The sequence below is a fragment of the Streptomyces brevispora genome, from assembly GCF_007829885.1.
In the GTDB taxonomy this organism is placed as follows: Bacteria; Actinomycetota; Actinomycetes; order Streptomycetales; family Streptomycetaceae; genus Streptomyces; species Streptomyces brevispora.
In genome coordinates, this window is sequence record NZ_VIWW01000001.1 from 4,300,887 (window position 1) to 4,326,416 (window position 25,530).

A 25,530-nucleotide genomic window follows, 5' to 3' on the forward strand; every position below is an offset into this window, starting at 1 on the left:
AGCCGAAGTACGTAGAAACCGACCACCTGCATTGTTGAGGTTCCTGTGTCGCTGCCACCCCTGGTCGAGCCAGCTGCTGAGCTCACCGTCGACGAGGTCCGCAGGTACTCCCGCCACCTGATCATCCCGGATGTCGGGATGGACGGGCAGAAGCGGCTGAAGAACGCGAAGGTGCTCTGTGTGGGCGCCGGCGGTCTCGGCTCGCCGGCTCTGATGTACCTGGCCGCCGCCGGTGTCGGAACGCTCGGCATCGTGGAGTTCGACGAGGTCGACGAGTCGAACCTGCAGCGTCAGATCATCCACAGCCAGGCCGACATCGGCCGGTCCAAGGCCCAGTCGGCCAAGGACTCGGTGCTCGGCATCAACCCGCTGGTGAAAGTGATCCTTCACGAGGAGCGGCTCGAAGCCGACAACGTGATGGACATCTTCGCCCAGTACGACCTGATCGTGGACGGCACGGACAACTTCGCCACCCGCTATCTCGTCAACGACGCCGCGGTGCTGCTGAACAAGCCGTATGTCTGGGGCTCCATCTACCGCTTCGACGGTCAGGCGTCCGTTTTCTGGTCCGAGCACGGCCCCTGCTACCGCTGCCTCTACCCGGAGCCGCCGCCCCCCGGCATGGTTCCGTCGTGCGCCGAGGGCGGCGTGCTGGGCGTGCTCTGCGCGTCCGTCGGCTCCATCCAGGTCACCGAGGCCATCAAGCTGCTCGCCGGAATCGGTGACCCGCTCGTCGGCCGGCTGATGATCTACGACGCCCTGGAGATGCAGTACCGCCAGGTCAAGGTCCGCAAGGACCCCGACTGCGCGGTCTGCGGCGAGAACCCGACCGTCACCGAGCTCATCGACTACGAGGCCTTCTGCGGCGTCGTGTCCGAGGAGGCCCAGGAGGCGGCGCTCGGCTCCACGATCACTCCCAAGCAGCTCAAGGAGTGGATCGACGCGGACGAGAAGATCGAGATCATCGACGTCCGTGAGCCGAACGAGTACGAGATCGTCTCGATCCCCGGCGCGAAGCTGATCCCGAAGAACGAGTTCCTGATGGGCAACGCCCTCCAGGACCTCCCGCAGGACAAGCGCATCGTGCTGCACTGCAAGACCGGTGTCCGCAGCGCCGAGGTCCTCGCGGTCCTCAAGTCGGCGGGCTTCGCCGACGCGGTGCACGTCGGCGGCGGCGTGATCGGCTGGGTCCACCAGATCGAGCCCGAGAAGCCGGTGTACTAGAGCCTGACCGTCTGTTCCGAAGGGGCCGGAGTCCGCATCGTGCGGTCCGGCCCCTTCGGCGTGCCCGGCGTGCTCCGCTACGGGCAGGTCGTGCCGTCCGCGGGTACCTTCCCGTCCAGGAAGTACGTGTCCACCGTCGACGTCACACAGGCGCCCCGGCCGTAGGCGCCGTGCCCCTCGCCCTTGTTGGTGAGCAGGATGCCGACGCCCTTGCCCAGCTCGTCCGCCATCTTCCGCGCACCCTCGTACGGCGTCGCCGGGTCGCCCGTCGTCCCCACGACGAGGACCGGTCCGGCGCCCGGAGCGCTCGCCTCCGGGGTGTCGTGCTCGCCCTTCACCGGCCAGCCGGAGCACCAGCCCGCGGTGTCCCAGGCGAGGAACGCCCCGAAGACCGGGGACAGCTTCTCGAACTCCGGCAGCAGCGCCCTCGCCTCGGCAGCCGTCGGCCGGGCCCTGCTGTCCGCGCAGGAGATGGCCCGCTGCGAGTGGCTCTCGGTGTCGTAGTGCCCCTTCGCGTCACGGCCGTTGTACGAGTCGGCCTGCCGCAGCAGCAAGCTGCCCCGGCCGCTCTCCGCCTCGTCCAGTGCCTTGGTCAGGAACGGCCAGCTGTCCTTGGAGTAGAGCGGCATCACGATGCCCGTCAGGGCCAGTGACTCGTTGAGCTCACGGGACGTACCGGTCGGCAGCGGCTTCCGGTCGATCCGCGCCAGCAGCCGGGCGATGCGCCGGGTGCCCGCCTTCGGGTCCTGGCCGCGGTCCCTGAGGTAGTTGTCCAGCGCCCGCTGGAAGCCGGTCGCCTGGTTGCGGGCGTGCCCGATGGTGTCCGCCGTGGGGTCGACGACGGCGTCCAGGACGGTGCGCCCGACGTTCGCCGGGAAGAGGTGCGCATACGTGCCGCCCAGCTCGGTGCCGTACGACATGCCGAAGTAGGTCAGCTTCCTGTCGCCGAGCACCTCACGGATCAGGTCCATGTCCCGGGCGGCGTTCGTCGTGCCGACGAACGGCAGGACCTTGCCCGAGCGGCGCGCGCAGCCGGCCGCGAAGGCGGCGCCGTCCTTCATGAACGCCGCCTCCTCCGCCGCCGTGTCCGGAGTCATGTCGACCTTCCGGTTGGCGTCCTCCTGCTCCTGGTCGGAGCGGCACCGCACCCCGGCGCTCCGGGCCACCCCGCGCGGGTCGAACCCCACGAGGTCGTAACGGGAGTTGAGCCTGCCGTACGAACCGGCGGCGCGCGGCAGGATGGAGACCCCCGAACCGCCGGGCCCGCCGAAGTCGAACAGCATGGAACCGAGCCGCCGGCCCTTGTCCCGGGCCTCCTTGCGGATCAGCGCGATCCCGATCGTGGTGCCGTCCGGCTTCGCGTAGTCCAGCGGGACCCTGACCGTCGCACAGCGCCAGGCCGGGCCCGGGGCGCTGCCGCCCTCGGGGGCCTCGCAGCGGTTCCAGTCGAGGCGCTGCGAGGTCAGCGAGCCGGGCAGGGCGGGCAGTTCCGGCTTTCCGCTCGCGGTGGACGAGGGCGCGGCGGGCGGCGAGGCGGCCGTGCTGCCGTCCGCCTGCTTGCCGGGCTTGTCGTCCGTACCGTCCTCGCAGCCCGCGAGCACCCCCGCCAGCAGCAGCGCGGTGGCGGCCAGCGCCCCGGCCCGTGCGTGTGCGACCACGTGTCCGTCCCTCCCCGTTGAGCCTGCCCGGTCGACAGTTCGCCCATGGTAGGGCGGGGCCGGACCGTCCTACCCGCAGACCGTTCCCGGCGCCGGCATCTCGCCGTTCAGCAGATAGCCGTCCACCGCCTTCTGCACGCAGGCGTTGCCGCTGTTGTACGCGCCGTGCCCTTCGCCCTTGTACGTCATCTCCACGCCGACGCCCTGGCCGAGCTCCTCGACCATCGCCTTCGCGCCCTTGTACGGCGTGGCCGGGTCGCCGGTGTTGCCGATGACCAGCTGGGGGGCCGACCCCGGGGCACTGACATCGGGGTGGTCCCAGGCGCCCGCCACCGGCCACTCGGTGCAGGTCATCAGGCCCCAGCCCAGGTAGTCCCCGAAGATCGGTGAGGCCTCGCGGAACGCGGGGAGCTTCGCCCTGGTCTGCTCCAGCGTGAACCGTTCCTTGGAGTCGGCGCAGCTGATGGCCGTGTTGGCCGCGGCCAGGTTGTTGTAGTGGCCGGTGGCCGAGCGGCCGTTGAGGGAATCGGCGAGGGCCAGCAGCAGGGCGCCGTTGCCGCCGTCGGCCTCGTCCAGGCCCTCCTCCAGCAGCGGCCAGGTCTCCTTGGAGTAGAGGGCGGAGGCGATGCCGGTGATGGCCAGCGTCTGCGTCAGTTTCCGTGAACCGAGCCCGGGGATGGGCGTCTTCTCCAGCCGGCCGAGGAGATCGGAGACCCCTTGCTCGACCTCGGCCCCGGTGGAGCCCGGCAGCTTGCAGGCGCCGCCCCGGTCCGCGCAGTCCTTGGCGAAGTTGTCCAGCGCGAGCTGGAACCCCTTGGCCTGGCCCAGGGAGGACTGCTCGATGTCCTCGGTCGGGTCCACCACCGCGTCCAGCACCGACCGGCCGACGTTCTTCGGGAACAAGTGGGCGTAGACACCGCCGAGTTCGGTGCCGTACGAGATGCCGAAGTAGTGCAGCCTGGCGTCGCCGAGCACCTGGCGCATCAGGTCCATGTCGCGGGCGGCGTTCGTCGTGCCGACGAAGGGGAGCTGCCTGCCCGAGTTCTTCTCGCAGGCCGCCGCGTACTCCTTCGTGTCGTCGGTGAAGATCTTCTCCTCGGCGGCGTCGTCCGGCGTCCCGTCGGCCTCGTACCGGGTGTCCAGCTGTTTGTCGCTCTCGCACTTCACCCCGTCGCTGCGGCCGACTCCGCGCGGGTCGAAGCTCACCAGGTCGTAGCGGGTGCGCAGCTTGTCGTACTCGGTGCCGAAGGCGGGCAGGGTGGCCACGCCGGAGGCGCCGGGACCGCCGAAGTTGAAGATGAGCGAACCGATCCGGTTCTTCTGGTCGATGGCCTTCGCGCGGACGAGCGCCAGCTCCGTGGTGTCGCCGTCGGGCCTGGCGTAGTCGAGCGGGACCTTCATGGCGGAGCACTCCCAGACGGCCCCGCCGGGCAGCGGAGAGGGTGTGGGGCCGCCGCCCTCCGCCTCGGACGGGGCGGGGCAGGGGTGCCACTCCAGCTGCTGGGAGGCGAGGTCGGACGGGCCGGGGGCCGCTGCGGCGTTCGCGGCGTGCGGCGAGCTGTCCGACCGGTCCGGTGTGTCGTTGCCACCGATGCCCGAACAGCCGGTGAGCGGGAGCAGCACGGTCACGGTGGCGGCGAGCGCCGCGGCGCGCACAGCAGGGGAGGTCCTCATCGCTCCATCGTGCGGCGGGGGCCGGACGGGTGCACGGGGCGCCGGTCCAAGCGGGTGGCGGTCCAGGCGGGTGGCGGCCCGCTCCGGACCGGCGCCCCGAGGGTTGTCAAAGCTCGCCCTTGCGCGTCAGGTGGTTGAAGCAGATCCAGCCGGGAAGCACCGGCAGCCACAGCGTCATCAGCCGGAACAGCAGCACCGCCGGGGCCGCCACCTCCTTCGGCAGGCCGACCGCGATCAGCCCGAGCGTCAGTGCCCCCTCGACCGCACCCATACCGCCCGGGGTCGGCGCCGCCGAGCCCAGGGCGTTACCGGCGAGGAAGACCACCGCGATGCTCGCGTAACTGAGGTGCGGCGTGTCCGGACCGCTGAACGCCCGGACCGACGCGTCCAGACACATCACGAACAGACCGGTCAGCAGCAGCATCCCGCCGATCCCGGTCAGCAGCTTCTGCGGACGCTGTACGACGTCGAGCATGCGCGGTACGACGCCGGCGAACAGCGACCGCACCCGGGTCACCACGAACTTCCGCATGAACGGGATCGCCGTCACCACCAGCACCAGCACGGCGACCGTCAGCAGCCCCGCGATCACGGTCCTGGACGGGGTGAGCGAGGACGGGGTCTTCTCGGTGCCCGTCAGATAGCCGAAGGCGCCGAGCAGCAGGATGTGGCAGCCGAGGCCGAACAGCTGCGAGGCGCCGACACTCGCGACCGCGAGCCCCGGGCGCACACCGGAGCGTTGCAGGAACCGCGTGTTCAGGGCGACACCGCCCACCGCGGCCGGCGCCACGATCTTCACGAACGACCCGGCGATCTGCGCCAGTACCGTCCTGGCGAACGACACCCGCTCGGGCACGAAGCCCAGCAGGCTCATCGCGGCCGCGACATAGCTGAGGGCCGAGAAGCCGGCCGCTGCCGCCACCCAGCCCCACTCCGCCTGCTCGACCACCGCACCGAAGTCGGCCTCGGTGACCTGCGAGATCAGGAAGTACGCGGCGATGGCGCCCGCGATGAAGCTGAACAGGGTGCGCGGCTTGATGCGCTCCAGACGGACCGGCTCGACCGGGGCCTGTGGCCGGATCAGCAGCACCTCCCGGCGGATCTGGGAGAGCAGATCCTCCTCCCGGGCCACGTCCAGCGCGTCGTCGATGGCCCGTTTCTCGGCCTGCTTCTCGGTGCGGTGCGACTTGCGGACGGCCTTGCGGTCCGCGTCCTCGGAGAGCTCCGCGCCATGGGTACGGGCCCGCTTGGCCGCGTCCGACGCATCGAGCACCGCCTCGCGCTCCCGCTGCGACCGCTCCCGGGCGAGCCTGCGCAGATGCGCCCGGGTGGAGCGGCTGAGCGCGATCGGCTGGAGCAGCGGCAGGCAGTCCGCGACGGTGTCCGGACCGACGACCGCCAGCGCGGCGGCCACCGCCCGCTCCGCGCCCACCCGCAGACCGGTCGTGGTGAGCAGCTGGGCGACGTCCATCCGCAGGACCAGATCGCCGGCCGCGATCTCGCCGCCGCGCAGATCCGTGACGAACACCTTGCCGGAACGATCCACCAGCAGGGCGTCGCCGGTGAGCCTGCGGTGTGCGATGCGCCGCGACTGGAGCGCCTTCACCTGGCGCCAGGCGCCGCGCACCAGGTCGTCGGTGATGTCGGTGTCCACCATGGCGTCCAGCGAGCGCCCGCCGATGTGCTCGTACACCAGCATCACGGCGTCCGGACCGAGCTCGGAGGTGGCGATCAGCTTGGGGGCGTTGGCCCCGGCGGCGATCGCCGCATACGCCAGCAGCGCCTCCTGCTCCAGCGCCTGGCGCAGCGACTGGATGGAACGCCGCTGGGTGATCCCGCGCAGGGTGAGCCTGCGCCACACCCGGTAGAAGAAGCCCTGGGCCTGCTGTTCCCGGTCGACGACCGTCACATCGAGCGGTGGGCCGTCCTCCAGGGAGACCAGATAGCGGCGTCCGCGATCGTTCTGGTCGCCGGAGTCGGGGTCGTCGTCGGCCCGCGTCGCGGAGACGGGGCGGAAGCCGACATGGCGCAGCCCGGCCATCAGATGCTGGCCGGTCGGCCTGACGTTCGGCGAACCGACCGCGTACAGCGTGCCGTAGGCCACCGTCCAGCCGATCAGCACCGTGAGGATGATCGACAGCGGTGTCGTGTAGCCGCCGACCAGCATGGCGAACGCGTCGAGCAGCAGCACCACCCACAGCACGACCCGCCAGCGCGGCCGTCTCGCCATCCCGACCGCCGTCATATAGGCGATGACGGGGGCGAGATAGCCGTGCACGGGGTCGGTGAGCGCGTCACCCGGCGCCGGCTGGGTCAGGGCGTCCTGAATGGTTCCGGAGGCGGTCTTGGCGACCCAGAGATCCGCCGCGAGCGTCACCCCGTGCGCCAGAACGGCGGCCAGCACACCGTCCGCGATCCGCAGCCCGTCCCGTTTGATCAGCCGCTCGATGGCGAAGGCGACCGGGACGAGCAGTACGGCGATGCTGGAGACCAGACCGGCGATCTTGATGAGCAGATCGGGTGCCTGGCCGGTGCCCTTGTTGATGTCCTGTTCGAGACCGGCGGTCGTGCCGTGGGCGAACGCGGCGAAGGAGAACAGCACGGCGATCGCCAGGACGCCGATGAGGAGCCGCAGCAGATCGGAGGGACGGTGCACCCGGGCGGGGAGCAGGGGTTCGTCCCCCGAGACACGTTCGGACAGTTCCTTCTCGGAGGTCGAGAGCGTCGAGCCGGCCGGGCTCTCGGAAGGATGCTCCGGTTCGGTGTCAGGGGCGGTGTCCGAGTCGGGCCGGGCTCCCTCCGGGCGCGGCTCGGCATCAGAGGCGTCGGCCGCCTTCGGTGGCTGCACGCCCTGCTCCTTCGTCGCCTCTGATTGGTCTTCGTGTTCTCGTATCACCGGTCACCGCCCGCATGATGGTGGCACGGCCGGCGGACGGAGGAGGGCATCAGGGTGCGATGCAGGGGTGCGCGAAGCGCAAGATACGCCCCTTTTCCGCCGCGCGCACGCTCCGTGTCCGGCCGGATACGTAATCGGGCAGGCTGTCGGTGGCGTACGGCAGGATGGGCCGGATGAGCGAACACCCGACGAGCGACGCGCTGCCGGAGTACGCGGAGCGCGTGCTCGACGTCGCCGAGATGATCCCGGCCGGGCGCGTCATGACCTACGGCGACATCGCGGAGTGGCTGGGGGACGGCGGCCCGCGTCAGGTCGGCCGGGTCATGGCCCTGTACGGGGGAGCGGTGCCGTGGTGGCGTGTGGTGCGCGCCGACGGGGCGCTGCTGCCCGGCCACGAGCTGCGCGCGCTGAACCACTACCGCGAGGAGAACACCCCGCTGCGCGAGGCCCCGCGCAATGCGGACGGCCATGTTCCGCGGCTGGACATGAGACGCGCACGGTGGGACGGCGTGGCCGGCGGGGCGGCGGACGGCAGATCGGGCGGTCCGGGCGCGGACGGCGGCGGGGATGCTCACACCTGACAGCTTCGGCCATCCGGTGGCGCTTAGGGCGGAGCCGGGCCCGTACGGCGTACAGGAAGCATGATGTGCGGACGGCGCGGGGCCCACTGACCCCACGGCGTTCCCCGGCCGGGCGGAACGTGACGATCCACGCATCCGTACCGCCGCAATCGGGGCCGTCGCCGGAGTAGCGTCGTCAGTTCGCGGCAGGTGCCGCGCCCTCACCATCAGCACACCCACCAGGACCGGCGACCCACGTGAGCTCCTCCTCCACCACCCGGCACAGTCCGCACCGTCAGGCACGGCAGCAGACCACGGGCGCGTACCGACTGGTGCGTACCCTGCCGGGCTCCGTGGATCCCCCTCTCCTGGACGCGGCGCAGCGCGCGGTGGTTGATCACCCCGGCGGGCCGCTGCTGGTCCTCGCCGGACCGGGCACGGGCAAGACCACCACGCTCGTCGAGACCGTCGCCGCACGCGTCGCCCGGGGAGCCGATCCCGCCCGCATCCTGGTCCTCACCTTCAGCCGCAAGGCCGCCGTCGAACTGCGCGACCGGATGGCCGCCCGGCTCGGCGCCGTCCGCGGCCCGCAGGCCACCACGTTCCACTCCTTCTGTTACGCCCTGGTCCGCGCCCATCAGGACGCCGACCTCTTCGCCGACCCGCTGCGGCTGCTCTCCGGGCCGGAACAGGACGTCACGGTCCGCGATCTGCTGGCCGGCCAGCTCGATCTGGAGAAGCGGGGCCACGCCCACATCCGCTGGCCCGACGAGCTGCGGGCCTGCCTGACCACGCGCGGCTTCGCCGACGAGGTGCGCGCGGTGCTCGCCCGCAGCCGTGAGCTGGGTCTCGGCGCGGACGCCCTCGCCGACTTCGCCCGGCGCACCGGGCGGCCCGACTGGAGCGCCGCCGCCGAATTCCTCGCCGAGTACCTGGACGTGCTCGACGCCCAGGGAGTGCTGGACTACGCGGAGCTCGTGCACCGGGCGGTGCTGCTCGCGGAGCGCCCCGAGGTGTCGGCGCTGCTGGCCGGGAGTTACGACCTGGTGTTCGTCGACGAGTACCAGGACACCGACCCGGCGCAGGTACGGCTGCTGCACGCGCTGGCCGGGAACCGGGGGAGCGCCCCGGGTGGCGGCGGTGGCCGGAACCTGATCGCGTTCGGCGACCCGGACCAGTCGATCTACGCCTTCCGCGGCGCCGATGTGAACGGCATCCTCGACTTCCCCGAGGTGTTCCGGCGGGCGGACGGCGCTCCGGCCCCGGTCGGCGTCCTCACCACCTCGCGCCGCTCCGGCGCCGGGCTGCTGGAGGCCACCCGGCTGCTCACCCGGCGGATGCCGATGACCAGGCTCCCCGCGGCGAAGGTCCGCGCCCACCGGGACCTCGGCGCGGTCCGCGAGGGCGGCACCGTCGAGACGTACACCTACCCCACGGCCTCCACCGAGCTCGACAACATCGCCGACCTGCTGCGCCGGGCGCATCTGGAGGACGGGGTGCCGTGGCGCGAGATGGCGGTGCTGGTGCGGGCCGGCGGCCGCACGATTCCCGCGGTGCGCCGGGCCCTGACCTCGGCGGGCGTGCCGCTGGAGGTCGACGGCGACGACCTGCCGCTGCGCCACGAGCCGGCGGTGGCCCCGCTCCTGACCGCCCTGCGCACGGTGGCCACGGCGGCGCTGAGCCGGGGCGCGGGTGCCGCCGCGGACGTCACGGACACCGCGGATGCAGAGGACGCCGCGGACGCCGCGGATGCAGCAGACGTCACGGACGCCGCGGATCCGGACGCCGCCCCCGACGACGAGTCCCCCGCCGCGGGACCGCGGGCCTGGCTCGACACCGAGACCGCCCTGACGCTCCTCGCCTCCCCCCTCGGCTCCATGGACGCCGCCGATCTGCGCCGTCTGGGCCGGGCCCTGCGCGACGAGGAACGCGCCGCCGGGAACCGGGTGCCCGCACCCTCCGGCGAACTGCTGGCCCGCGCCCTGGCCGAGCCGGAGCGGCTCGTCGCGCACGATCCGGCGTACGCCCGTGGCGCGCAGCGTCTCGGGGCCCTGCTGCGCAAGGCGCGCGAACTCCTGGAAGGCGGCGGCACCGCCGAGGAGGCCCTGTGGGAGCTGTGGTCCGGCACCCCCTGGCCGGGCAGGCTGGAGCGTGCCGCGCTGCGCGGTGGCGCGGGCGGCCGCAACGCCGACCGCGATCTCGACGCGGTCTGCGCCCTGTTCGACACCGCGGCCCGCGCCGAGGAGCGCACCGGAGGCCGCGGCGCGCTCAACTTCCTGGAAGAGGTCGACGCCCAGGACATCGCCGCCGACACCCTCTCCCGGCGTTCCGTGCGGCCCGACGCCGTACGGCTGATGACCGCGCACCGGTCGAAGGGCCTGGAGTGGCGCATGGTCGTCGTCGCCGGGGTGCAGGAAGGCCTCTGGCCCGACCTGCGCCGCCGCGGCTCGCTGCTCGAGGCGGACCGGATCGGCCGCGACGGTCTCGCCGAGCCCCTCACCCCCGGCGCCCTTCTCGCCGAGGAGCGCCGGCTCTTCTACGTCGCGGCCACCCGCGCCCGCGAACGCCTCGTCGTCACCGCGGTCAAGGCACCCGCCGACGACGGCGACCAGCCGTCCCGCTTCCTCTCCGAACTCGGCGTCGAACCCCGCGACGTCACCGGCCGTCCGCGCCGCCCCCTCGCGGTCGCCGCCCTCGTCGCCGAACTGCGCGCCACGACCGTCGACCCCGACGCGTCCGACACCCTGCGCGAGGAGGCCGCCCACCGCCTCGCCCGGCTCGCCGCGCTCACCGACGACGAGGGCCAGCCGCTCGTACCGTCGGCCCATCCCTACCGCTGGTGGGGTCTGTACGAGCCGACCCGCTCGGCCGTCCCGCTGCGCGACCGGGACCAGCCCGTCGCCCTCTCCGGCAGCGCGCTCGACCAGCTGGCCAACACCTGCGCGCTCCAGTGGTTCCTCGGCCGCGAGGTGAAGGCCGACGCCCCGGCGACCGCCGCCCAGGGCTTCGGCAACGTCATCCACGTACTCGCCGACGAGGTGGCCTCCGGCCGTACGCCCGCCGACCTGGCCGTCCTCATGGAGCGGCTCGACTCGGTCTGGGACGGACTGGTCTTCGACGCCCCCTGGAAGTCGAAGCAGGAGAAGGAACAGGCGCGCGTCGCCCTCGAACGGTTCCTGCACTGGCACGTCATGGACCGCACCGGCCGCACCCCGGCCGCCAGCGAGCACGACTTCGACGTGACGCTCGATGCGGGGGAGTACGAGGTGCGCATCCGTGGCTCCATGGACCGCGTGGAGCGGGACGCCGAGGGCCGGGCCTACGTCGTCGACTTCAAGACCGGCAAGCAGTCCCCGACGAAGGACGAGGTCGCCCGCCACCCCCAGCTCGCCGTCTACCAGCTGGCCGTCCGGGAAGGGGCGGTCGACGAGGTCTTCGACGGCCGGCGCCCCGAGTCCGGCGGCGCCGAACTCGTACAGCTGCGCCAGCCCGCCCCGAAGAAGGAGGGTGGTGACGCCGTCCCCAAGGTGCAGGCCCAGCAGCCGCCGGACACCGAGTGGGTCTCCGACCTGCTGGCGACCGCCGCGGGCCGCGTCCTGGACGAACGGTTCACCCCGACGAGCGGCCAGCACTGCACCCACTGCACCTTCAAGGCCTCGTGCAGCGCCCAGCCGGAGGGCCGGCACGTCCTGGAGTGAGCGGGTCCGCCCGGGTGGCCCGGCTGTGGGACCGTCGGGCGGGCCGGGCGGGTCACGGCTTGCGGGCCATCACTCCGTACACACTGACGTCCGCGTCGGTGACGTCGTTGATGTCCCGATAGCGCGTCCGGTCCAGCTTGTCCAGGCCCGCCACGAACTCCGCGTCGGGGTCCTTCGCCTCGGGCAGATCGATGACCCGCTCGGGACGCCAGCGGTGCACCGGCACGACCCCGGGGTCGAGCATGTCCAGACCGTTGTCGGTCACGAAACGCTCCACCTGGGCGTGCGAGCGGCGGACCATGGCGAAGCCGCGCTCCTTGAACGCCTTCGTCACCTGACCGACCTGCTCGGGGTTGAGATCCGAGCTGACGTTGCTCAGGACGAGATGGCTGCCCGACGGCAGCGCGTCCACGAGCTGCTTGACGATCGGGTAGGCCTCGTCGTCCTCGATGAAGTGGAGTACGGCGGCGAGGACGAGGGCGATGGGGCGGTCGAAGTCGAGGGTGCGGCGGGCGGCTTCGAGGATCTTGGCGGGGTCGCGCAGATCCGCCTCGACGTAGTCGGTACGGCCCTCGGGACCGCTGGTGAGCAGGGCCTGCGCGTGCACCAGGACGACCGGGTCGTTGTCGACGTACACGACACGCGAATCGGGCGCGACGGCCTGCGCGATCTGGTGCACGTTCTGCTGCGTCGGCAGCCCCGTGCCGACATCCAGGAACTGCCGGGTCCCGCCCTTGGCGGCGAGGGTCACCGCTCGCCGCATGAAGTCCCGGTTGTGGCGCACGGTGAGGTAACCGCGCGGATTGGCGACGAGGGCCATGGCCGCGGCATCGCGGTCGGCCGGGTAGTTGTCCTTGCCGCCGAGGAAGACGTCGTAGACGCGGGCCGGGTGCGCCTTCGTGGTGTCGATGCGCTTCCTGAGTTCGGCTGTGGCGTCCGGGGAGCCGGGGGCAGGTGCGGGGGCATCGGCACTCATGTGACCGTCCTCGTAAAGCTGTTGATGCGACAAGAGGTCAATCTAGACGCTCTTCATGGCGTGCGTGCCACGGTGACGAAGATGGTGATGCCGTCGTCGTCGGTCGCCTCGGCGATGCTCACTTACTGCCCCTGCTCAAGGTCGTCGAGCCGCTCCACGCGCTCCGGCGCAGCCCCGTGTCCCGGCCGCTTCGGCCACTTCGGCCGCGTGATCCGGCCGCCAGCGACGGGAGGGGACGATGCCGGGCTCCATCGGCTCCAGACCGTTGCCGGTCGGGGAGAGTGCTCGATCTCTTCGCGCCGGCGCAGAGCGAAGGGGAACCCGCGCTCGCGGAACGTCTCCGCCACCTTGTTGGCCGGCGGGTGCGATCGGCGTGATCGGCAGCTGTCGGCAGTGATCCGCTTCGACGTGGGCCGGGCCCCGGGCGCGACGCTTCCCGGCCTCCGCGGGGGTTCCGCGCGCCGCCCGTCTCCGGGCCCCGTGCGCTTCCTCACACCGTTTCGTACGAGCTCCCCCGGATACCCGGCACTGGGCCCAGCGCGAGGCCGATCACGGCTTCGTGGGTTGTCGGTGTGTCCGGTTAGCCTCTGTGGAGTGTCCTCACACATCACCGATCCCGAGCAGCTCAAGGAGTTGCTCGGAATCCCCTTCACCCCGGAGCAGACGGCGTGCATCACCGCGCCGCCCGCCCCTCAGGTGATCGTCGCCGGAGCCGGGTCGGGGAAGACCACGGTGATGGCGGCCCGCGTGGTGTGGCTCGTCGGGACCGGACAGGTCGCCCCCGAGCAGGTCCTCGGGCTCACCTTCACCAACAAGGCGGCCGGCGAGCTGGCGGAGCGCGTCCGCAAGGCCCTGATCGCCGCCGGCGTCACCGATCCGGACGCCATCGATCCGGACAACCCGCCCGGCGAGCCCAGCATCTCCACGTACCACGCGTTCGCCGGCCGGCTCCTGACCGAGCACGGGCTGCGGATCGGGCTCGAACCCACCACCCGCCTCCTCGCCGACGCCACCCGCTTTCAGCTCGCCGCCCGCGTACTGCGCGAGGCCCCCGGCCCGTACCCGGCCCTGACCAGGTCGTTCCCCACCCTGGTCAGCGACCTGCTGGCGCTCGACGCCGAGCTGGCCGAACACCTCGTACGCCCCGAACAGCTCGCGGAGTACGACACCGAACTGCTCCGCACCCTGGAGACCGCCAAGCTCAGCAATGCCGAACTGCGCAAGATCCCCGAGACCGCCGAGGCCCGCCGCGAGCTGCTCTCCCTGACCCGGCGCTACCGGGAGGCGAAGCGGAGCCGCGACCTCCTCGACTTCGGTGACCAGATCGCGCTCTCCGCGCAGCTCGCCCTCACCCGACCCGAGGTCGGGGCGATCCTGCGCGAGGAGTACCGGGTCGTCCTGCTCGACGAGTACCAGGACACCTCCGTCGCCCAGCGGCTCCTGCTCTCCGCCCTCTTCGGCAGCGGCCCCGACGGCCTCGCGTCCGGGCACGCGGTCACCGCCGTCGGCGACCCCTGCCAGGCCATCTACGGCTGGCGCGGCGCCTCCGTCGCCAACCTCGACGACTTCCCGGACCACTTTCCGCAGGCCGACGGCGCCCCCGCCACCCGCTACTCCCTCAGCGAGAACCGCCGCAGCGGCGGCCGCCTCCTCCGCCTCGCCAACGGCCTCGCCGAACCTCTGCGCGCCATGCACGAGGGCGTCGAGGCCCTGCGCCCCGCCCCCGGCGCCGAACGCGACGGCCTCGTCCGCTGCGCCCTGCTGCGCACCCACACCGAGGAGATCGACTGGCTCGCCGACTCGATCGCCCACCTCGTGCGGACCGGCAAGGCACCCGGTGAGATCGCCGTCCTGTGCCGCACCGCGGGCGACTTCCCGGAGATCCAGGCCGCCCTGGTCGCCCGGGACATCCCGGTCGAGGTCGTCGGTCTCTCCGGGCTGCTCCACCTCCCCGAGGTCGCCGACCTCGTCGCGGTCTGCGAGGTCCTCCAGGACCCGGGGGCCAACGCCTCCCTGGTCCGGCTGCTCACCGGCCCCCGCTGGCGGATCGGCCCCCGTGACCTGGCGCTGCTCGGCCGCCGGGCCCGCCTCCTCGTGCACCGCGCGGCCCATGGCGGCGACGAGGACTTCGACCCCGACCGCCGCCTCGCCGAAGCCGTCGAAGGCGTCGACCCGGCCGAGGTGATCTCGCTGGCCGACGCCCTCGACACCTTCCTCGACTCAGGGGGCGAGCAGGACGACCGCCTGCCGTTCTCCACCGAGGCCCGCATCCGCTTCGCCCGGCTCGCCACCGAACTGCGCGACCTGCGCCGCTCGCTCGCCGACCCCCTGATGGACGTACTGCACCGGGTCCTCACCACCACCGGACTCGAGGTCGAGCTCTCCGCGTCCCCGCAGGCCCTGGCGGCCCGCCGCCGCGAGACCCTCGCCAACTTCCTCGACGTCGCGGCCCGCTTCGCCGCCGTCGACGGGGAGGCCACCCTCCTCGCCTTCCTCGGCTTCCTGCGCACCGCCGCGCAGTACGAGAAGGGCCTGGACAACGCGCTGCCCGGCGGCGAGAACACCGTCAAGGTCCTCACCGCCCACAAGTCCAAGGGCCTCGAATGGGACGTCGTCGCCGTGCCCGGCCTGGTCACCGGCCAGTTCCCCAGCGGCCAGTCCCGCGACGCCTGGACCTCCCAGTCCAAGTTTCTCCCGCACGCCCTGCGCGGCGACACGGCCACACTGCCCGTCATCCACTCCTTCGACGCCAAGGGCCTCAAGGGCTTCAAGGAGGAGATGAAGGAGCACCAGCACACCGAGGAACTGCGTCTCGGATACGTCACCTTCACCCGGCCCCGCACCCTGTTGCTCGGCTCCGGCCACTGGTGGGGCCCGAGCCAGAAGAAGCCGCGCGGCCCGTCCGGCTTCCTGCACGCGCTGTACGAGCACTGCGTGGCCGGTCACGGCGAGATCGAGGCGTGGGAGGACGAGCCGGCCGAGGACGAGGAGAACCCCGCCCTGGCCGAGTCGGCGGCCGACCACGCCTGGCCGCTGCCCCTGGACGACACCGCGCTGGCCCGCCGCAGGGCCGCCGCGGACACGGTGATGGCCCACCTGAACGCGCTGGCCGCCGGGGGCCCCGCGGCGGGCACGCGTGCTGCGCCGCACGGGGCGGCGGAGCCACCGCCCTTGCCGGACGAGCTGTACCTCCACGAGGCGCCTTTCCCGGACGAGCCGCCCCTCGACGAGGCGCCGTTCCCCGACGACGATCCCTTCCTGGACGAGGCCCCTTTCCCGGACGACGGGCCGCTTCCGGACGAGGGTCCCCTCAGCGACGAGGGTCCCTTCCGCAACGAGGCACCTTTCCGCGACGACGGGCCGCCGCCGGTCCCGCCCGTCACGCCGGTCCCGCCCGTCCCGTACGTCCCCGCAGCCCGGGCGCCCGAGAGGGTCCCCCCGCGTCTCACCCCCGAGGAGTCCCGCACCCTCGCCTCCTGGGACCGCGACCTCGATGCCCTCGCCGGGGAGCTGCGCCGGGCCCGGGCCACCGTGCGCGACGTCCTCGTACCCGCCTCGCTCTCCGCCACCCAGCTGCTGCGTCTCGCCGACGACCCCGACGGCTTCGCCCAGGAGCTGGCCCGTCCCATGCCCCGCCCCCCGCAGCCCGCCGCCCGCCGCGGCACCCGCTTCCACGCCTGGGTCGAGTCCCGCTTCGAGGAACTGCCACTGCCCATGCTCGGCCCCGACGAGCTGCCCGGCGGCGACGAGAGCGATGCCGACATCGCCGACGAACGCGATCTCGCCGAGCTGAAGGAGGCCTTCGAGCGCACCCCGTACGCCCGCCGCATCCCCTACCGCGTCGAGACGCCGTTCCAGATCACCCTGGCCGGCCGGGTGATCCGGGGCCGCATCGACGCGGTGTACCGCACCGGGGACACGTACGAGATCGTCGACTGGAAGACCAGCCGCACCAACACCGCGGACCCCCTCCAGCTCGCCGTCTACCGTCTCGCCTGGGCCGAACTGCACGGCCTGCCGCTCACCGGCGTCACGGCCACCTTCCTCTTCGTACGAAGCGGCGAGAGCGTCCGCCCCACCCGCCTCCCGGGCCGCCCGGAGCTGGAGCGGATCCTCCTGGACGAGCCACCGCCCACGGCCCGATAGGCTGAAGGTCATGAGCGATACCCCGGACAGCGCCGTCCGTACGTACACCGAGCAGCACCGCACAGCCTTCCTCGACGACCTCGCCGAGTGGCTGCGCATCCCGTCCGTATCCGCCCAGCCGGAGCACGACGGGGACGTACGACGCAGTGCCGCCTGGCTGTCCGCCAAGCTGAAGGAGACCGGCTTCCCGGTCGCCGAGATCTGGGAGACGGACGGTGCGCCCGCCGTCTTCGCCGAGTGGCCGTCCGACGATCCGGACGCCCCCACGGTCCTTGTGTACGGGCATCACGACGTGCAGCCCGCCGCCCGCGAGGACGGCTGGGACACCGACCCGTTCGAGCCCGTGATCCGGGACGGCAGGGTGTACGGGCGCGGCGCGGCCGACGACAAGGGGCAGGTGTTCTTCCACACCCTCGGGGTCCGGGCGCACCTGGCGGCCACCGGCCGCACCACCCCCGCCGTACACCTCAAGCTCCTCGTCGAGGGCGAGGAGGAGTCCGGTTCCCCGCACTTCCGCGCCCTGGTCGAGCAGCGGGCCGCCCGCCTCGCCGCCGACGCCGTGATCGTCTCCGACACCGGCATGTGGGACGAGACGACCCCGACCGTCTGCACCGGCATGCGCGGCCTCGCCGAGTGCGAGATCGAGCTGCACGGCCCCGGCCAGGACATCCACTCCGGATCGTTCGGCGGCGCGGTCCCCAACCCCGCGACGGAGATCGCCCGGCTCGTCGCGGCACTGCACGACGCGGACGGCCGGGTCGCGGTCCCCGGTTTCTACGACGGCGTGGCCGAACTCACCGCCACCGAACGCACCCTCTTCGCCGAGCTGCCGTTCGACGAGGCGGCCTGGCTGCGCACCGCCAGGTCGCAGGCCGCGTCCGGCGAGGCGGGCTACTCCACGCTGGAGCGGATCTGGGCCCGCCCCACCGCCGAGGTCAACGGCATCGGCGGCGGCTACCAGGGCGCCGGAAGCAAGACGATCATCCCGTCCTCGGCACGGGTGAAGATCAGCTTCCGCCTGGTCGCGGGACAGGACCCGGCCCACGTCCAACAGGCCGTGCAGGCCTGGGCCGAGGCGCGGATCCCGGCCGGGGTCCGCCACCGGATCACCTTCCTCCCCGCGACCCGCCCCTGCCTCACCCCGCTGGACCACCCCGCCCTGCAGGCCGTGGCCCGCGCCATGGGACGAGCCTTCGGCCAGAAGATCCTCTTCACCCGCGAAGGAGGCTCGGGACCCGCCGCCGACCTGCAGGACGTCCTCGGCGCCCCCGTCCTCTTCCTGGGCATCTCCGTACCGTCCGACGGCTGGCACGCCCCCAACGAGAAGGTCGAACTCGACCTGCTGCTCAAAGGCGTGGAGACCACCGCCCATCTCTGGGGCGAACTGGCAGCCGCACTCCGCTGAATCCTCTGAACACCCGATCCATCCCGGGGGAGTAGGAAGCACCTGTGAGCACCTTCGACAACGCCACCGCAGACCGGCCCATCGGTCTGACCGCGCCCAGCGGCATCGACCGCGCCGCGCACCACCGCCTCGACGAGGCCTGGCTGGCCGCCGCGTGGAGCCACCCGACGACCCGGGTCTTCGTCGTCTCCGGCGGGCAGGTGCTGATCGACGACACCGCCGACGGGACCGAACTCGTGACGACCCCCGCCTTCGAGGCGCCCGTCACCGAGACCCACCGCTACTTCCTCGGCACCGACGAGGACGGCGTCCGCTACTTCGCTCTCCAGAAGGACTCGCTGCCAGGCCGCATGGACCAGTCGGCCCGTCCCGCCGGCCTGCGCGAGGCGGGCCTGCTCCTCGGCGCCCGTGACGCCGGTCTGATGGTGCACGCGGTGGCGCTGGAGAACTGGCAGCGGCTGCACCGCTTCTGCTCGCGCTGCGGCGAACGCACCGTGATCGCGGCCGCCGGACACATCCGCCGCTGCCAGGCCTGCGGCGCGGAGCACTACCCGCGTACCGACCCCGCGGTCATCATGCTGGTCACCGACGACCAGGACCGCGCCCTGCTGGGCCGCCAGGTCCACTGGCCCGAGGGCCGCTTCTCCACCCTGGCCGGTTTCGTCGAGCCGGGCGAATCGATCGAGCAGTCCGTGGCGCGCGAGGTGTTCGAGGAGGCGGGGATCACGGTCGGCGAGGTGGAGTACATCGCCAGCCAGCCCTGGCCCTTCCCGTCCAGCCTGATGCTCGGCTTCATGGCACGGGCCACGACGTACGAGATCAACGTCGACGGCGAGGAGATCGAGGAGGCTCGCTGGTTCTCCCGCGAGGAGCTGACCGCCGCCTTCGAATCGGGCGAGATCCTGCCCCCGTTCGGCATCTCGATCGCGGCCCGGCTGATCGAGATCTGGTACGGCAAGCCCCTCCCGAGGCCAGTACGGGCGAGCTGACCGGGCAGCGTCCCGTCCGACCCGGCCGCGGAAGCGGCCAGGGACAACGCGGCGGCGGTCCGGGACCAGGGCCGTGAACGGCCGCCGCCTGCTCTCCGCGCACACAGCGACGCCCCCTCCGGCGATGCCTGCCGGAAGGGGCGGTGCGCGCCGGGAGGTCAGGCCGCGAGGGCCTGCTTCACCTGGGCCAGGCTCGGGTTCGTCATGACGACGTTCTCGCCACCGCCGGCAGGAGTCACCAGAAGCGTCGGAACCGTTTGGTTTCCGCCATTCGCCTTCTCGACGAAGGCCGCGGAGTCCGGGTCGTGCTCGATGTTGATCTCGGTGTACGCGATGCCCTCGCGGTCCATCTGGCCCTTGAGCCGACGGCAGTAGCCGCACCACGTGGTGCTGTACATCGTCACAGTGCCCGGCATGTCTTCGTGCTCCTTAGTCTCAATTGGTCCCGGCGATCCCGCCACGTCCCGTCGCGGTCATTTCCGTCACACCCGGAAGCCTGGACGTGCGTTGCCGCACGACAGGGCAACGTACGTGACCTGGCCACCATTCCCGGCGCCGATCCTGATTAGTACGACTGATGCTGCACCCCTGTGGACAACCTCCGCGTCCGCCCCTTTCGACCTGGCAGCATGGCGGGGTGACATCAGCAACGCATTCCACCCTCTTCCCTCAGGTCCCCGACTCCGCCGACGCCGTCCTCGACGGGCTCGACCCCGAGCAGCGCGAGGTCGCCATGGCCCTGCAGGGCCCGGTGTGCGTGCTGGCCGGAGCCGGTACGGGCAAGACGCGGGCCATCACGCACCGCATCGCCTACGGGGTGCGCGCCGGGATACTCCAGCCGACGAGTGTGCTCGCCGTCACGTTCACCAACCGGGCCGCCGGCGAGATGCGGGGGCGGTTGCGCCAGCTCGGAGCCGGCGGGGTGCAGGCGCGGACCTTCCACTCCGCGGCCCTGCGCCAGCTCCAGTACTTCTGGCCGAAAGCCGTCGGTGGCGATCTGCCCCGGCTGCTGGAGCGCAAGGTCCAACTGGTGGCCGAGGCGGCGGCCCGCTGCGGTATCCGGCTCGACCGCAATGAGCTGCGCGATGTCACCAGCGAGATCGAGTGGGCCAAGGTCACCCAGACCGTCCCTGCCGACTACCCGGCCGTCGTCGCCAAGTCCCAGCGGGACGCCCCGCGCGATCCTGCCGAGATCTCGCAGGTCTACGCGATGTACGAGCAGCTGAAGCGGGAACGCACGGTGATCGACTTCGAGGACGTGCTGCTCCTGACCGTCGGCATCCTTCAGGACCGCCACGACATCGCCGACCACGTACGCCGTCAGTACCAGCACTTCGTCGTCGACGAGTACCAGGACGTCAGCCCGCTCCAGCAGCGGCTGCTCGACCTCTGGCTCGGCGACCGGGACAACCTCTGCGTCGTCGGCGACGCCAGCCAGACGATCTACTCCTTCACCGGAGCCACCCCCGACCACCTGCTGAACTTCCGCACCCGTCACCCCCGGGCCACCGTCGTCAAGCTCGTCCGGGACTACCGCTCCACACCCCAGGTGGTCCACCTGGCCAACGGGCTGCTCGGCCAGGCCCGGGGCAGGGCCGCCGAGCACCGGCTCGAACTCGTCTCGCAGCGCGAGCGCGGCCCCGAGCCCGCCTATACGGAGTACGCGGACGAGCCCGCAGAGGCCGAGGGCACCGCCCGCCGCATCCGCGACCTGATCGCCGCGGGCGTCCCGGCGGGCGAGATCGCCGTGCTCTACCGGGTCAACTCCCAGTCCGAGGTCTACGAGCAGGCCCTGGCCGACGCGGGTGTGCCGTACCAGCTGCGAGGTGCGGAGCGGTTCTTCGAACGCGCGGAGGTACGTGAGGCGGGCGTCGCCCTGCGCGGCGCTGCCCGCGCCGGGGGCAACGACTCCCTGCTGGACGATGCGGAGGGGCTGCCCGCCGAGGTTCGCGCGGTGCTCTCCACCAAGGGCTGGCGGAGCGAGCCGCCCGCCGGGTCCGGGGCGGGGCGAGACCGCTGGGAGTCCCTGGCCGCACTGGTCAGGCTCGCCGAGGACTTCGAACAGGCCAAACCGGGCGCGACCCTCTCCGACCTGGTCGCCGAACTGGACGAGCGGGCCGCGGCCCAGCACGCACCCACGGTCCAGGGAGTCACCCTGGCCTCGCTGCACTCGGCCAAGGGCCTGGAGTGGGACGCCGCGTTCCTGGTCGGACTGACCGAGGGCATGATGCCGATCACGTACGCCAAGACGGACGAACAGATCGAGGAGGAGCGCCGGCTGCTGTACGTCGGCGTCACCCGGGCCCGTTTCCACCTCTCGCTGTCGTGGTCACTGGCACGCTCGCCCGGCGGCCGGTCCGGCCGCCGCCCGAGCCGCTTCCTGAACGGGCTGCGCCCCGGCTCGGTGGCGCTGGGCAGCAGGGGCGCGACGAGCGGCAGCGGCGGCGGCATCGAGCGCCCGGTCACGGCCCGGCGCAAGCGGCGCGGGCCCGCGCTGTGCAGGGTGTGCGGCAAGACCCTGACCGACGCCGGTGAGATGAAGCTGATGCGCTGTGACGACTGCCCGTCCGACATGGACGAGGCGCTGTACGAGCGGCTGCACGACTGGCGGGCGGCGCGGGCGCGGCAGATCAGCCAGCCCGCCTACTGCGTGTTCACCGACAAGACGCTGATGGCCATCGCGGAGACGGTGCCCGGCAGCGAGGGTGAACTGGCTGGGATCTCCGGGGTCGGCGCGCGGAAGCTGGGCCGTTTCGGCGCCGCCGTGCTGGACATCTGCGCAGGTGGGGACGGGGCGGAGGCGCCTGGGGAGGCCGTCGAGGAGATGTGAGAAAAACTCGTCGAAAAAATAGTTTGCGCCCGCCCCAGTCGTCACCATAGGTTCTTAACCACGGGAACAGCGACTTCTCTGAAGCCCTGATCCTGTGCTGTACTTATCCGAATACGTAGGACCGGCTTGGTCGGTCCGCTCTAGACGCCGAGAGGAGGCGATTGAAGTGATCAGCATCATCGAGACCAACAAAATGACCGATCTCTCGGTCGTCTCCGCCTACTCGCTCGGCCTCGCCTGCTCTTCGACGTCTTCGCTGCGTGGCACCGGTGTGTCCGGCGTTCCCGCCGTCAGCCCGCTGTCCCTGGCAGGCATTTCCGAGCGGGAGCGTAATGAGCGACCGACCCAGGCACCGGCTGCAGCAGTAGCGAAGGGACAGGCCCAGGCCTATGCCTTTGCGGCCGTCGGTGCGGGAGCGGAAGCCGGAGCCAAGAAGCAGACGACGCATCACCACACGATGTGGGCCTTCCGTGGGCCTGAACCCTGGAGTGATCCAGCCTGATCGACGATCAGGCCGGCGCCTTCAGGGCCGCGGAACCCCACTCGGGATCCGCGGCCCTTTTGTTTTGTCCGAACGGATGAGACAGCACGAAGGAGCCTCGGGACAAGCAATACCTGGTACCAGCCGCCCCCGGCCAACAGGCCGGAAACGACCAGACGAGGACACCACCACCGTGCAACTCGAAGCGCACGCCCCGTCCGTACCGCCTTCCGAAACGATCCCCCCGCCCGGCCTCACGGAGGACTCCACCTTGACCCCGCTCACTGCGCTCACCGCGCTCGACGACGCCATCGAGAACCTCGGCGTGCCCGTCCCCTGCCGTTCCTATGACCCGGAGGTCTTCTTCGCCGAGTCGCCGGCCGATGTCGAGTACGCCAAGTCCCTCTGCCGTACCTGCCCGCTCGTCGAGGCTTGCCTCGCCGGCGCCAAGGAGCGCCGCGAGCCGTGGGGTGTCTGGGGTGGCGAGCTCTTCATCCAGGGCGTCGTCGTTGCCCGCAAGCGGCCGCGTGGCCGTCCGCGCAAGCACCCGGTCGCGGCGTGATCGCCGACCTGGGAGTTACGGCTCCCAAACCCATGAAGCGCATCGGAACCATCGACCGTCCCCACACCCACGACCCCCGGAACCAGGAACCAATGCCCATCCCCACGAGGGAGCCCGTCGGCTCCGCGACACCGGACGTCACCATCATCGGCGCGAACGACTCGCGTCAGAACAGGACCCGCGAGATGCAACTCATCCCAGAAGCCATGGCTCGTGCTCATATGCACGACCGTCTGCGGGAAGCCGAAGCGCAACGTCAGGCCCTGCGCCTGAGCAACGCGCGGCGGATGCAGCGCAGGGCCGAGCGCGCCTCGATGCGTGCCCGGCGCGCGCTGGCCATGGCGGTCATGCACTGAGCCGAGCAGGACAGAAGACCGGCAGCACAGAACACAGGCAGGACAGAACGCCGGCGGTACTGAACAACAGCAGTGCCGAACGGCAGCAGTACCGCTGCGGGGCAGCCGCTCTCTGACCCGCAGCAAGCAGCACCCACCACCCCTGCCTCGGGGCCGGTCCACTCGGACCGGCCCCGAGGCCGTGCTGTGGGGCCTGCTGTCCGGTGCCGTGCCGCGCCCCGTCCTGTCGTGCCGGACCGCGCCGGCGGGGTTATCGTCGCAAGGTGGACGAGGAGACTCAGCGCCCCGACGCGGCGGGTACCGAGGGCGTTGTATGTGCCCTGTGCGAAACCGCAGCCGGGAGCCACGACGCACCGCCGACCTGGATCTGCTCCGTGGAGAACGGCAGCCGCCGCTACCTCTGCGACTGCTGCGCCCGCACCCACATCAGGGCCATCGAGAGCCGCCTCGACTCCGCCTGGTGGTGAGACCGGCCGCTACTTTGCCTCCGCGCCGGCCGTGGCACCTTCCACGGGCTCGTCCGCCGCATCGCGTTCGTCCGCCGCATCGCGTTCGTCCGTCGCCTCGAGCTCGTCCGTCGCCTTGAGCTCGTCCATGGCCTTGAGCTCGGCCGGAGCGTCTTCGGCCCATTCCTCCTCGTTCCACTCCTCCTCGTCCTGCGGCAGGAACCCAGGCAGCCAGGACTCGAGTTCCTCGCGCAGCCGGACCGTCGCGCCGAGCTGGCACAGCACGCCTATCGTGCTCAACGTCACCCGGTGTATCAGCAGATAGGAGGGCGGCAGATTCAGTTGCTTGCCCAGCTGGTGGGCGGGGGATCGTGGATCCGCTATCCGGGTGGCCTGATTGCGCATCCAGCTCCGGCTGAAGGTGAACTCCTCCACCAACGCCGGCTCGATGATCGGCCGGAGGTAGTCGAGCACGGCGTCCGGGGCGAGGTCGATCGAGTCCTTGACGAACCCCTCCTCGCGCAGCCGCTCGTACACCGCCTCCGCGTCGCCCTGGAGCGTCAGCCGCAACGAGTCCCCGATGGTCTGGGGCAGTCCGCCCGGCAGCCGGTCCACCGTCCCGAAGTCGAGTACACCGAGCCGCCATTGAGATGCCCCGGTGTTCTCCGCGACGCCGGTCTCCTCGGTGCCGTCGGCAGCGGCGGCCGTGTCGTCGGGTTCGTCGGTGTCCGTCCCACCGGCCGGTTCCGGGGGCAGCAGCCGGAAATTGCCCGGGTGCGGGTCGGCGTGCAACAGCCCGGTGCGCGCAGGGCCGGAGAAGAGGAACCGGGCCAGCAGTTGCCCGGCCCGGTCCCGCTGCTCCGCGGTTCCGTCGGCGATCACATCGGCCAGCGGCACACCGTCGATCCACTCCGTGACCAGTACCTGATCGCACTGGTGGACCACGCCCGGGACGACGACATCGGGATCGTCCGCGAACTCCTCGGCGTGCTCCCGCTGCGACCGCGCCTCCTGCTCGTAGTCCAGTTCCTCCGCCACCCGGTCGCGCAGCTCCGTGATCAGCGGCTTGATGTCCATGCCGGGAATCAGCGGGCCGAGCAGCCGGGCGAACCGGCTGAGCTGGGTCAGGTCCGAGAGCAGCGCCTCCCCGGCACCCGGGTACTGCACCTTCACCGCGACGTTCCGCCCGTCGTGCCACACCGCCCGGTGCACCTGCCCGATCGAGGCAGCGGCTGACGGCTTGTCCTCGAACGTCAGGAACAGCTCCCGCCAGTCCTCACCCAGCCGTTCGGCCAGCACCGCGTGGACCGTGCTGTTCGGCATCGGAGGGGCGGCCTCCTGGAGTTTGGTGAGGGCCGCGCGGTAGGGGCCGGCGACCTCCTCCGGCAGGGCGGACTCGAAGACGGACAGGGCCTGTCCCAGCTTCATCGCCCCGCCCTTCAACTCACCCAGGACCTTGAAGAGCTGGTCGGCGGTGCGCTGCTGTACCTCGCGGGCGACCAGCTCCGCGGACTTCCCGCCGATGCGCTTGCCCAGCCCCCAGGTGGCGCGGCCCGCGAACCCCAATGGCAGCGCGGCCAGCTTGGCGGTTCGGGTGACCGCCTTCCGGGGAAGATCAGACATATGCCC

At 71.7% G+C, this 25,530-nt stretch carries 17 protein-coding genes; 11 read left to right on the forward strand and 6 right to left on the reverse strand.

Annotated elements, in window-relative coordinates; translation table 11 throughout:
• Positions 1-45 precede the first annotated feature (45 nt).
• A complete protein-coding gene (moeZ, locus tag FHX80_RS20125) occupies positions 46-1,224 on the forward strand; it encodes an adenylyltransferase/sulfurtransferase MoeZ (protein ID WP_145765469.1) in 1,179 nt (392 codons plus the stop codon).
• 77 nt (positions 1,225-1,301) lie between these two features.
• On the opposite strand, the gene FHX80_RS20130 is transcribed toward moeZ, so the two are convergent.
• The 3 genes from FHX80_RS20130 to FHX80_RS20140 all read right to left on the reverse strand — a co-directional run bounded on the left by FHX80_RS20130 (position 1,302) and on the right by FHX80_RS20140 (position 7,404).
• Positions 1,302-2,882: an alpha/beta hydrolase gene (locus FHX80_RS20130; protein ID WP_145765470.1), complete on the reverse strand. Its 1,581-nt coding sequence runs from the start codon at positions 2,880-2,882 to the stop codon at positions 1,302-1,304.
• A 69-nt stretch (positions 2,883-2,951) separates the two neighbouring features.
• Positions 2,952-4,556, reverse strand: coding sequence for an alpha/beta hydrolase (locus FHX80_RS20135; protein WP_145765471.1), 1,605 nt, complete (start codon positions 4,554-4,556; stop codon positions 2,952-2,954).
• A gap of 106 nt (positions 4,557-4,662) precedes the next feature.
• A complete protein-coding gene (locus FHX80_RS20140; protein WP_145765472.1) occupies positions 4,663-7,404 on the reverse strand; it encodes a lysylphosphatidylglycerol synthase domain-containing protein in 2,742 nt (913 codons plus the stop codon).
• A 221-nt stretch (positions 7,405-7,625) separates the two neighbouring features.
• On the opposite strand from FHX80_RS20140, the gene FHX80_RS20145 reads away from it, so the two are divergent.
• Both FHX80_RS20145 and FHX80_RS20150 read left to right on the forward strand, forming a co-directional pair.
• Entirely contained in the window at positions 7,626-8,033 is a 408-nt protein-coding gene (locus FHX80_RS20145; RefSeq protein WP_145765473.1) for an MGMT family protein, read from the forward strand.
• Positions 8,034-8,269: 236 nt separating this feature from the next.
• Positions 8,270-11,710 (forward strand): ATP-dependent helicase, encoded by a 3,441-nt coding sequence (locus tag FHX80_RS20150; RefSeq protein ID WP_145765474.1) that lies wholly within the window; start codon positions 8,270-8,272, stop codon positions 11,708-11,710.
• Positions 11,711-11,762: 52 nt separating this feature from the next.
• Here the strand turns inward: FHX80_RS20150 and FHX80_RS20155 are convergent, their stop codons facing one another.
• The gene (locus FHX80_RS20155; RefSeq protein WP_145765475.1) at positions 11,763-12,686 is read right to left on the reverse strand and encodes an SAM-dependent methyltransferase; all 924 of its coding nucleotides are present in this window, start codon (positions 12,684-12,686) and stop codon (positions 11,763-11,765) included.
• A 594-nt stretch (positions 12,687-13,280) separates the two neighbouring features.
• Here FHX80_RS20155 and FHX80_RS20160 point away from each other — a divergent pair.
• From FHX80_RS20160 to nudC, 3 genes are read left to right on the forward strand one after another with little or no spacing between them, the layout of a single operon-like run.
• On the forward strand, positions 13,281-16,832 hold the full coding sequence (locus FHX80_RS20160; protein WP_145765476.1) for an ATP-dependent helicase: 3,552 nt from the start codon (positions 13,281-13,283) through the stop codon (positions 16,830-16,832).
• A gap of 10 nt (positions 16,833-16,842) precedes the next feature.
• On the forward strand, positions 16,843-18,237 hold the full coding sequence (locus FHX80_RS20165; protein WP_145765477.1) for a dipeptidase: 1,395 nt from the start codon (positions 16,843-16,845) through the stop codon (positions 18,235-18,237).
• Positions 18,238-18,281: 44 nt separating this feature from the next.
• Positions 18,282-19,226 carry an NAD(+) diphosphatase gene (gene nudC / locus FHX80_RS20170; protein ID WP_167523584.1) on the forward strand — a complete coding sequence of 315 codons (945 nt, stop codon included), beginning with the start codon at positions 18,282-18,284 and terminating at the stop codon, positions 19,224-19,226.
• A gap of 158 nt (positions 19,227-19,384) precedes the next feature.
• Here the strand turns inward: nudC and FHX80_RS20175 are convergent, their stop codons facing one another.
• On the reverse strand, positions 19,385-19,642 hold the full coding sequence (locus FHX80_RS20175) for a glutaredoxin family protein (RefSeq protein WP_145765478.1): 258 nt from the start codon (positions 19,640-19,642) through the stop codon (positions 19,385-19,387).
• A gap of 221 nt (positions 19,643-19,863) precedes the next feature.
• On the opposite strand from FHX80_RS20175, the gene FHX80_RS20180 reads away from it, so the two are divergent.
• From FHX80_RS20180 to FHX80_RS20200, 5 genes are all read left to right on the forward strand, one after another.
• A complete protein-coding gene (locus FHX80_RS20180) occupies positions 19,864-22,056 on the forward strand; it encodes an ATP-dependent DNA helicase UvrD2 (RefSeq protein ID WP_145765479.1) in 2,193 nt (730 codons plus the stop codon).
• A 166-nt stretch (positions 22,057-22,222) separates the two neighbouring features.
• Positions 22,223-22,558 (forward strand): hypothetical protein, encoded by a 336-nt coding sequence (locus FHX80_RS20185; RefSeq protein WP_145765480.1) that lies wholly within the window; start codon positions 22,223-22,225, stop codon positions 22,556-22,558.
• Positions 22,559-22,730: 172 nt separating this feature from the next.
• Complete coding sequence (locus tag FHX80_RS20190; protein ID WP_145765481.1) at positions 22,731-23,099, forward strand: WhiB family transcriptional regulator; 369 nt, start codon at positions 22,731-22,733, stop codon at positions 23,097-23,099.
• Between the two features lie 32 nt (positions 23,100-23,131).
• Entirely contained in the window at positions 23,132-23,455 is a 324-nt protein-coding gene (locus tag FHX80_RS20195) for a hypothetical protein (RefSeq protein WP_145767395.1), read from the forward strand.
• A 263-nt stretch (positions 23,456-23,718) separates the two neighbouring features.
• A complete protein-coding gene (locus FHX80_RS20200; protein ID WP_145765482.1) occupies positions 23,719-23,922 on the forward strand; it encodes a hypothetical protein in 204 nt (67 codons plus the stop codon).
• Positions 23,923-23,931: 9 nt separating this feature from the next.
• Here the strand turns inward: FHX80_RS20200 and FHX80_RS20205 are convergent, their stop codons facing one another.
• Positions 23,932-25,524, reverse strand: coding sequence for an ABC1 kinase family protein (locus FHX80_RS20205; protein ID WP_145765483.1), 1,593 nt, complete (start codon positions 25,522-25,524; stop codon positions 23,932-23,934).
• Positions 25,525-25,530: the final 6 nt, after the last annotated feature.

Excerpts from the sequence above, each read along its gene's own strand:
- FHX80_RS20135 (WP_145765471.1), bottom strand. The coding sequence starts at position 4,556 with ATGAGGACCTCCCCTGCTGTGCGCGCCGCGGCGCTCGCCGCCACCGTG.
- FHX80_RS20145 (WP_145765473.1), top strand. The coding sequence starts at position 7,626 with ATGAGCGAACACCCGACGAGCGACGCGCTGCCGGAGTACGCGGAGCGC.
- FHX80_RS20155 (WP_145765475.1), bottom strand. The coding sequence starts at position 12,686 with ATGAGTGCCGATGCCCCCGCACCTGCCCCCGGCTCCCCGGACGCCACA.
- FHX80_RS20165 (WP_145765477.1), top strand. The coding sequence starts at position 16,843 with ATGAGCGATACCCCGGACAGCGCCGTCCGTACGTACACCGAGCAGCAC.
- FHX80_RS20175 (WP_145765478.1), bottom strand. The coding sequence starts at position 19,642 with ATGCCGGGCACTGTGACGATGTACAGCACCACGTGGTGCGGCTACTGC.
- FHX80_RS20195 (WP_145767395.1), top strand. The coding sequence starts at position 23,132 with ATGAAGCGCATCGGAACCATCGACCGTCCCCACACCCACGACCCCCGG.
- FHX80_RS20205 (WP_145765483.1), bottom strand. The coding sequence starts at position 25,524 with ATGTCTGATCTTCCCCGGAAGGCGGTCACCCGAACCGCCAAGCTGGCC.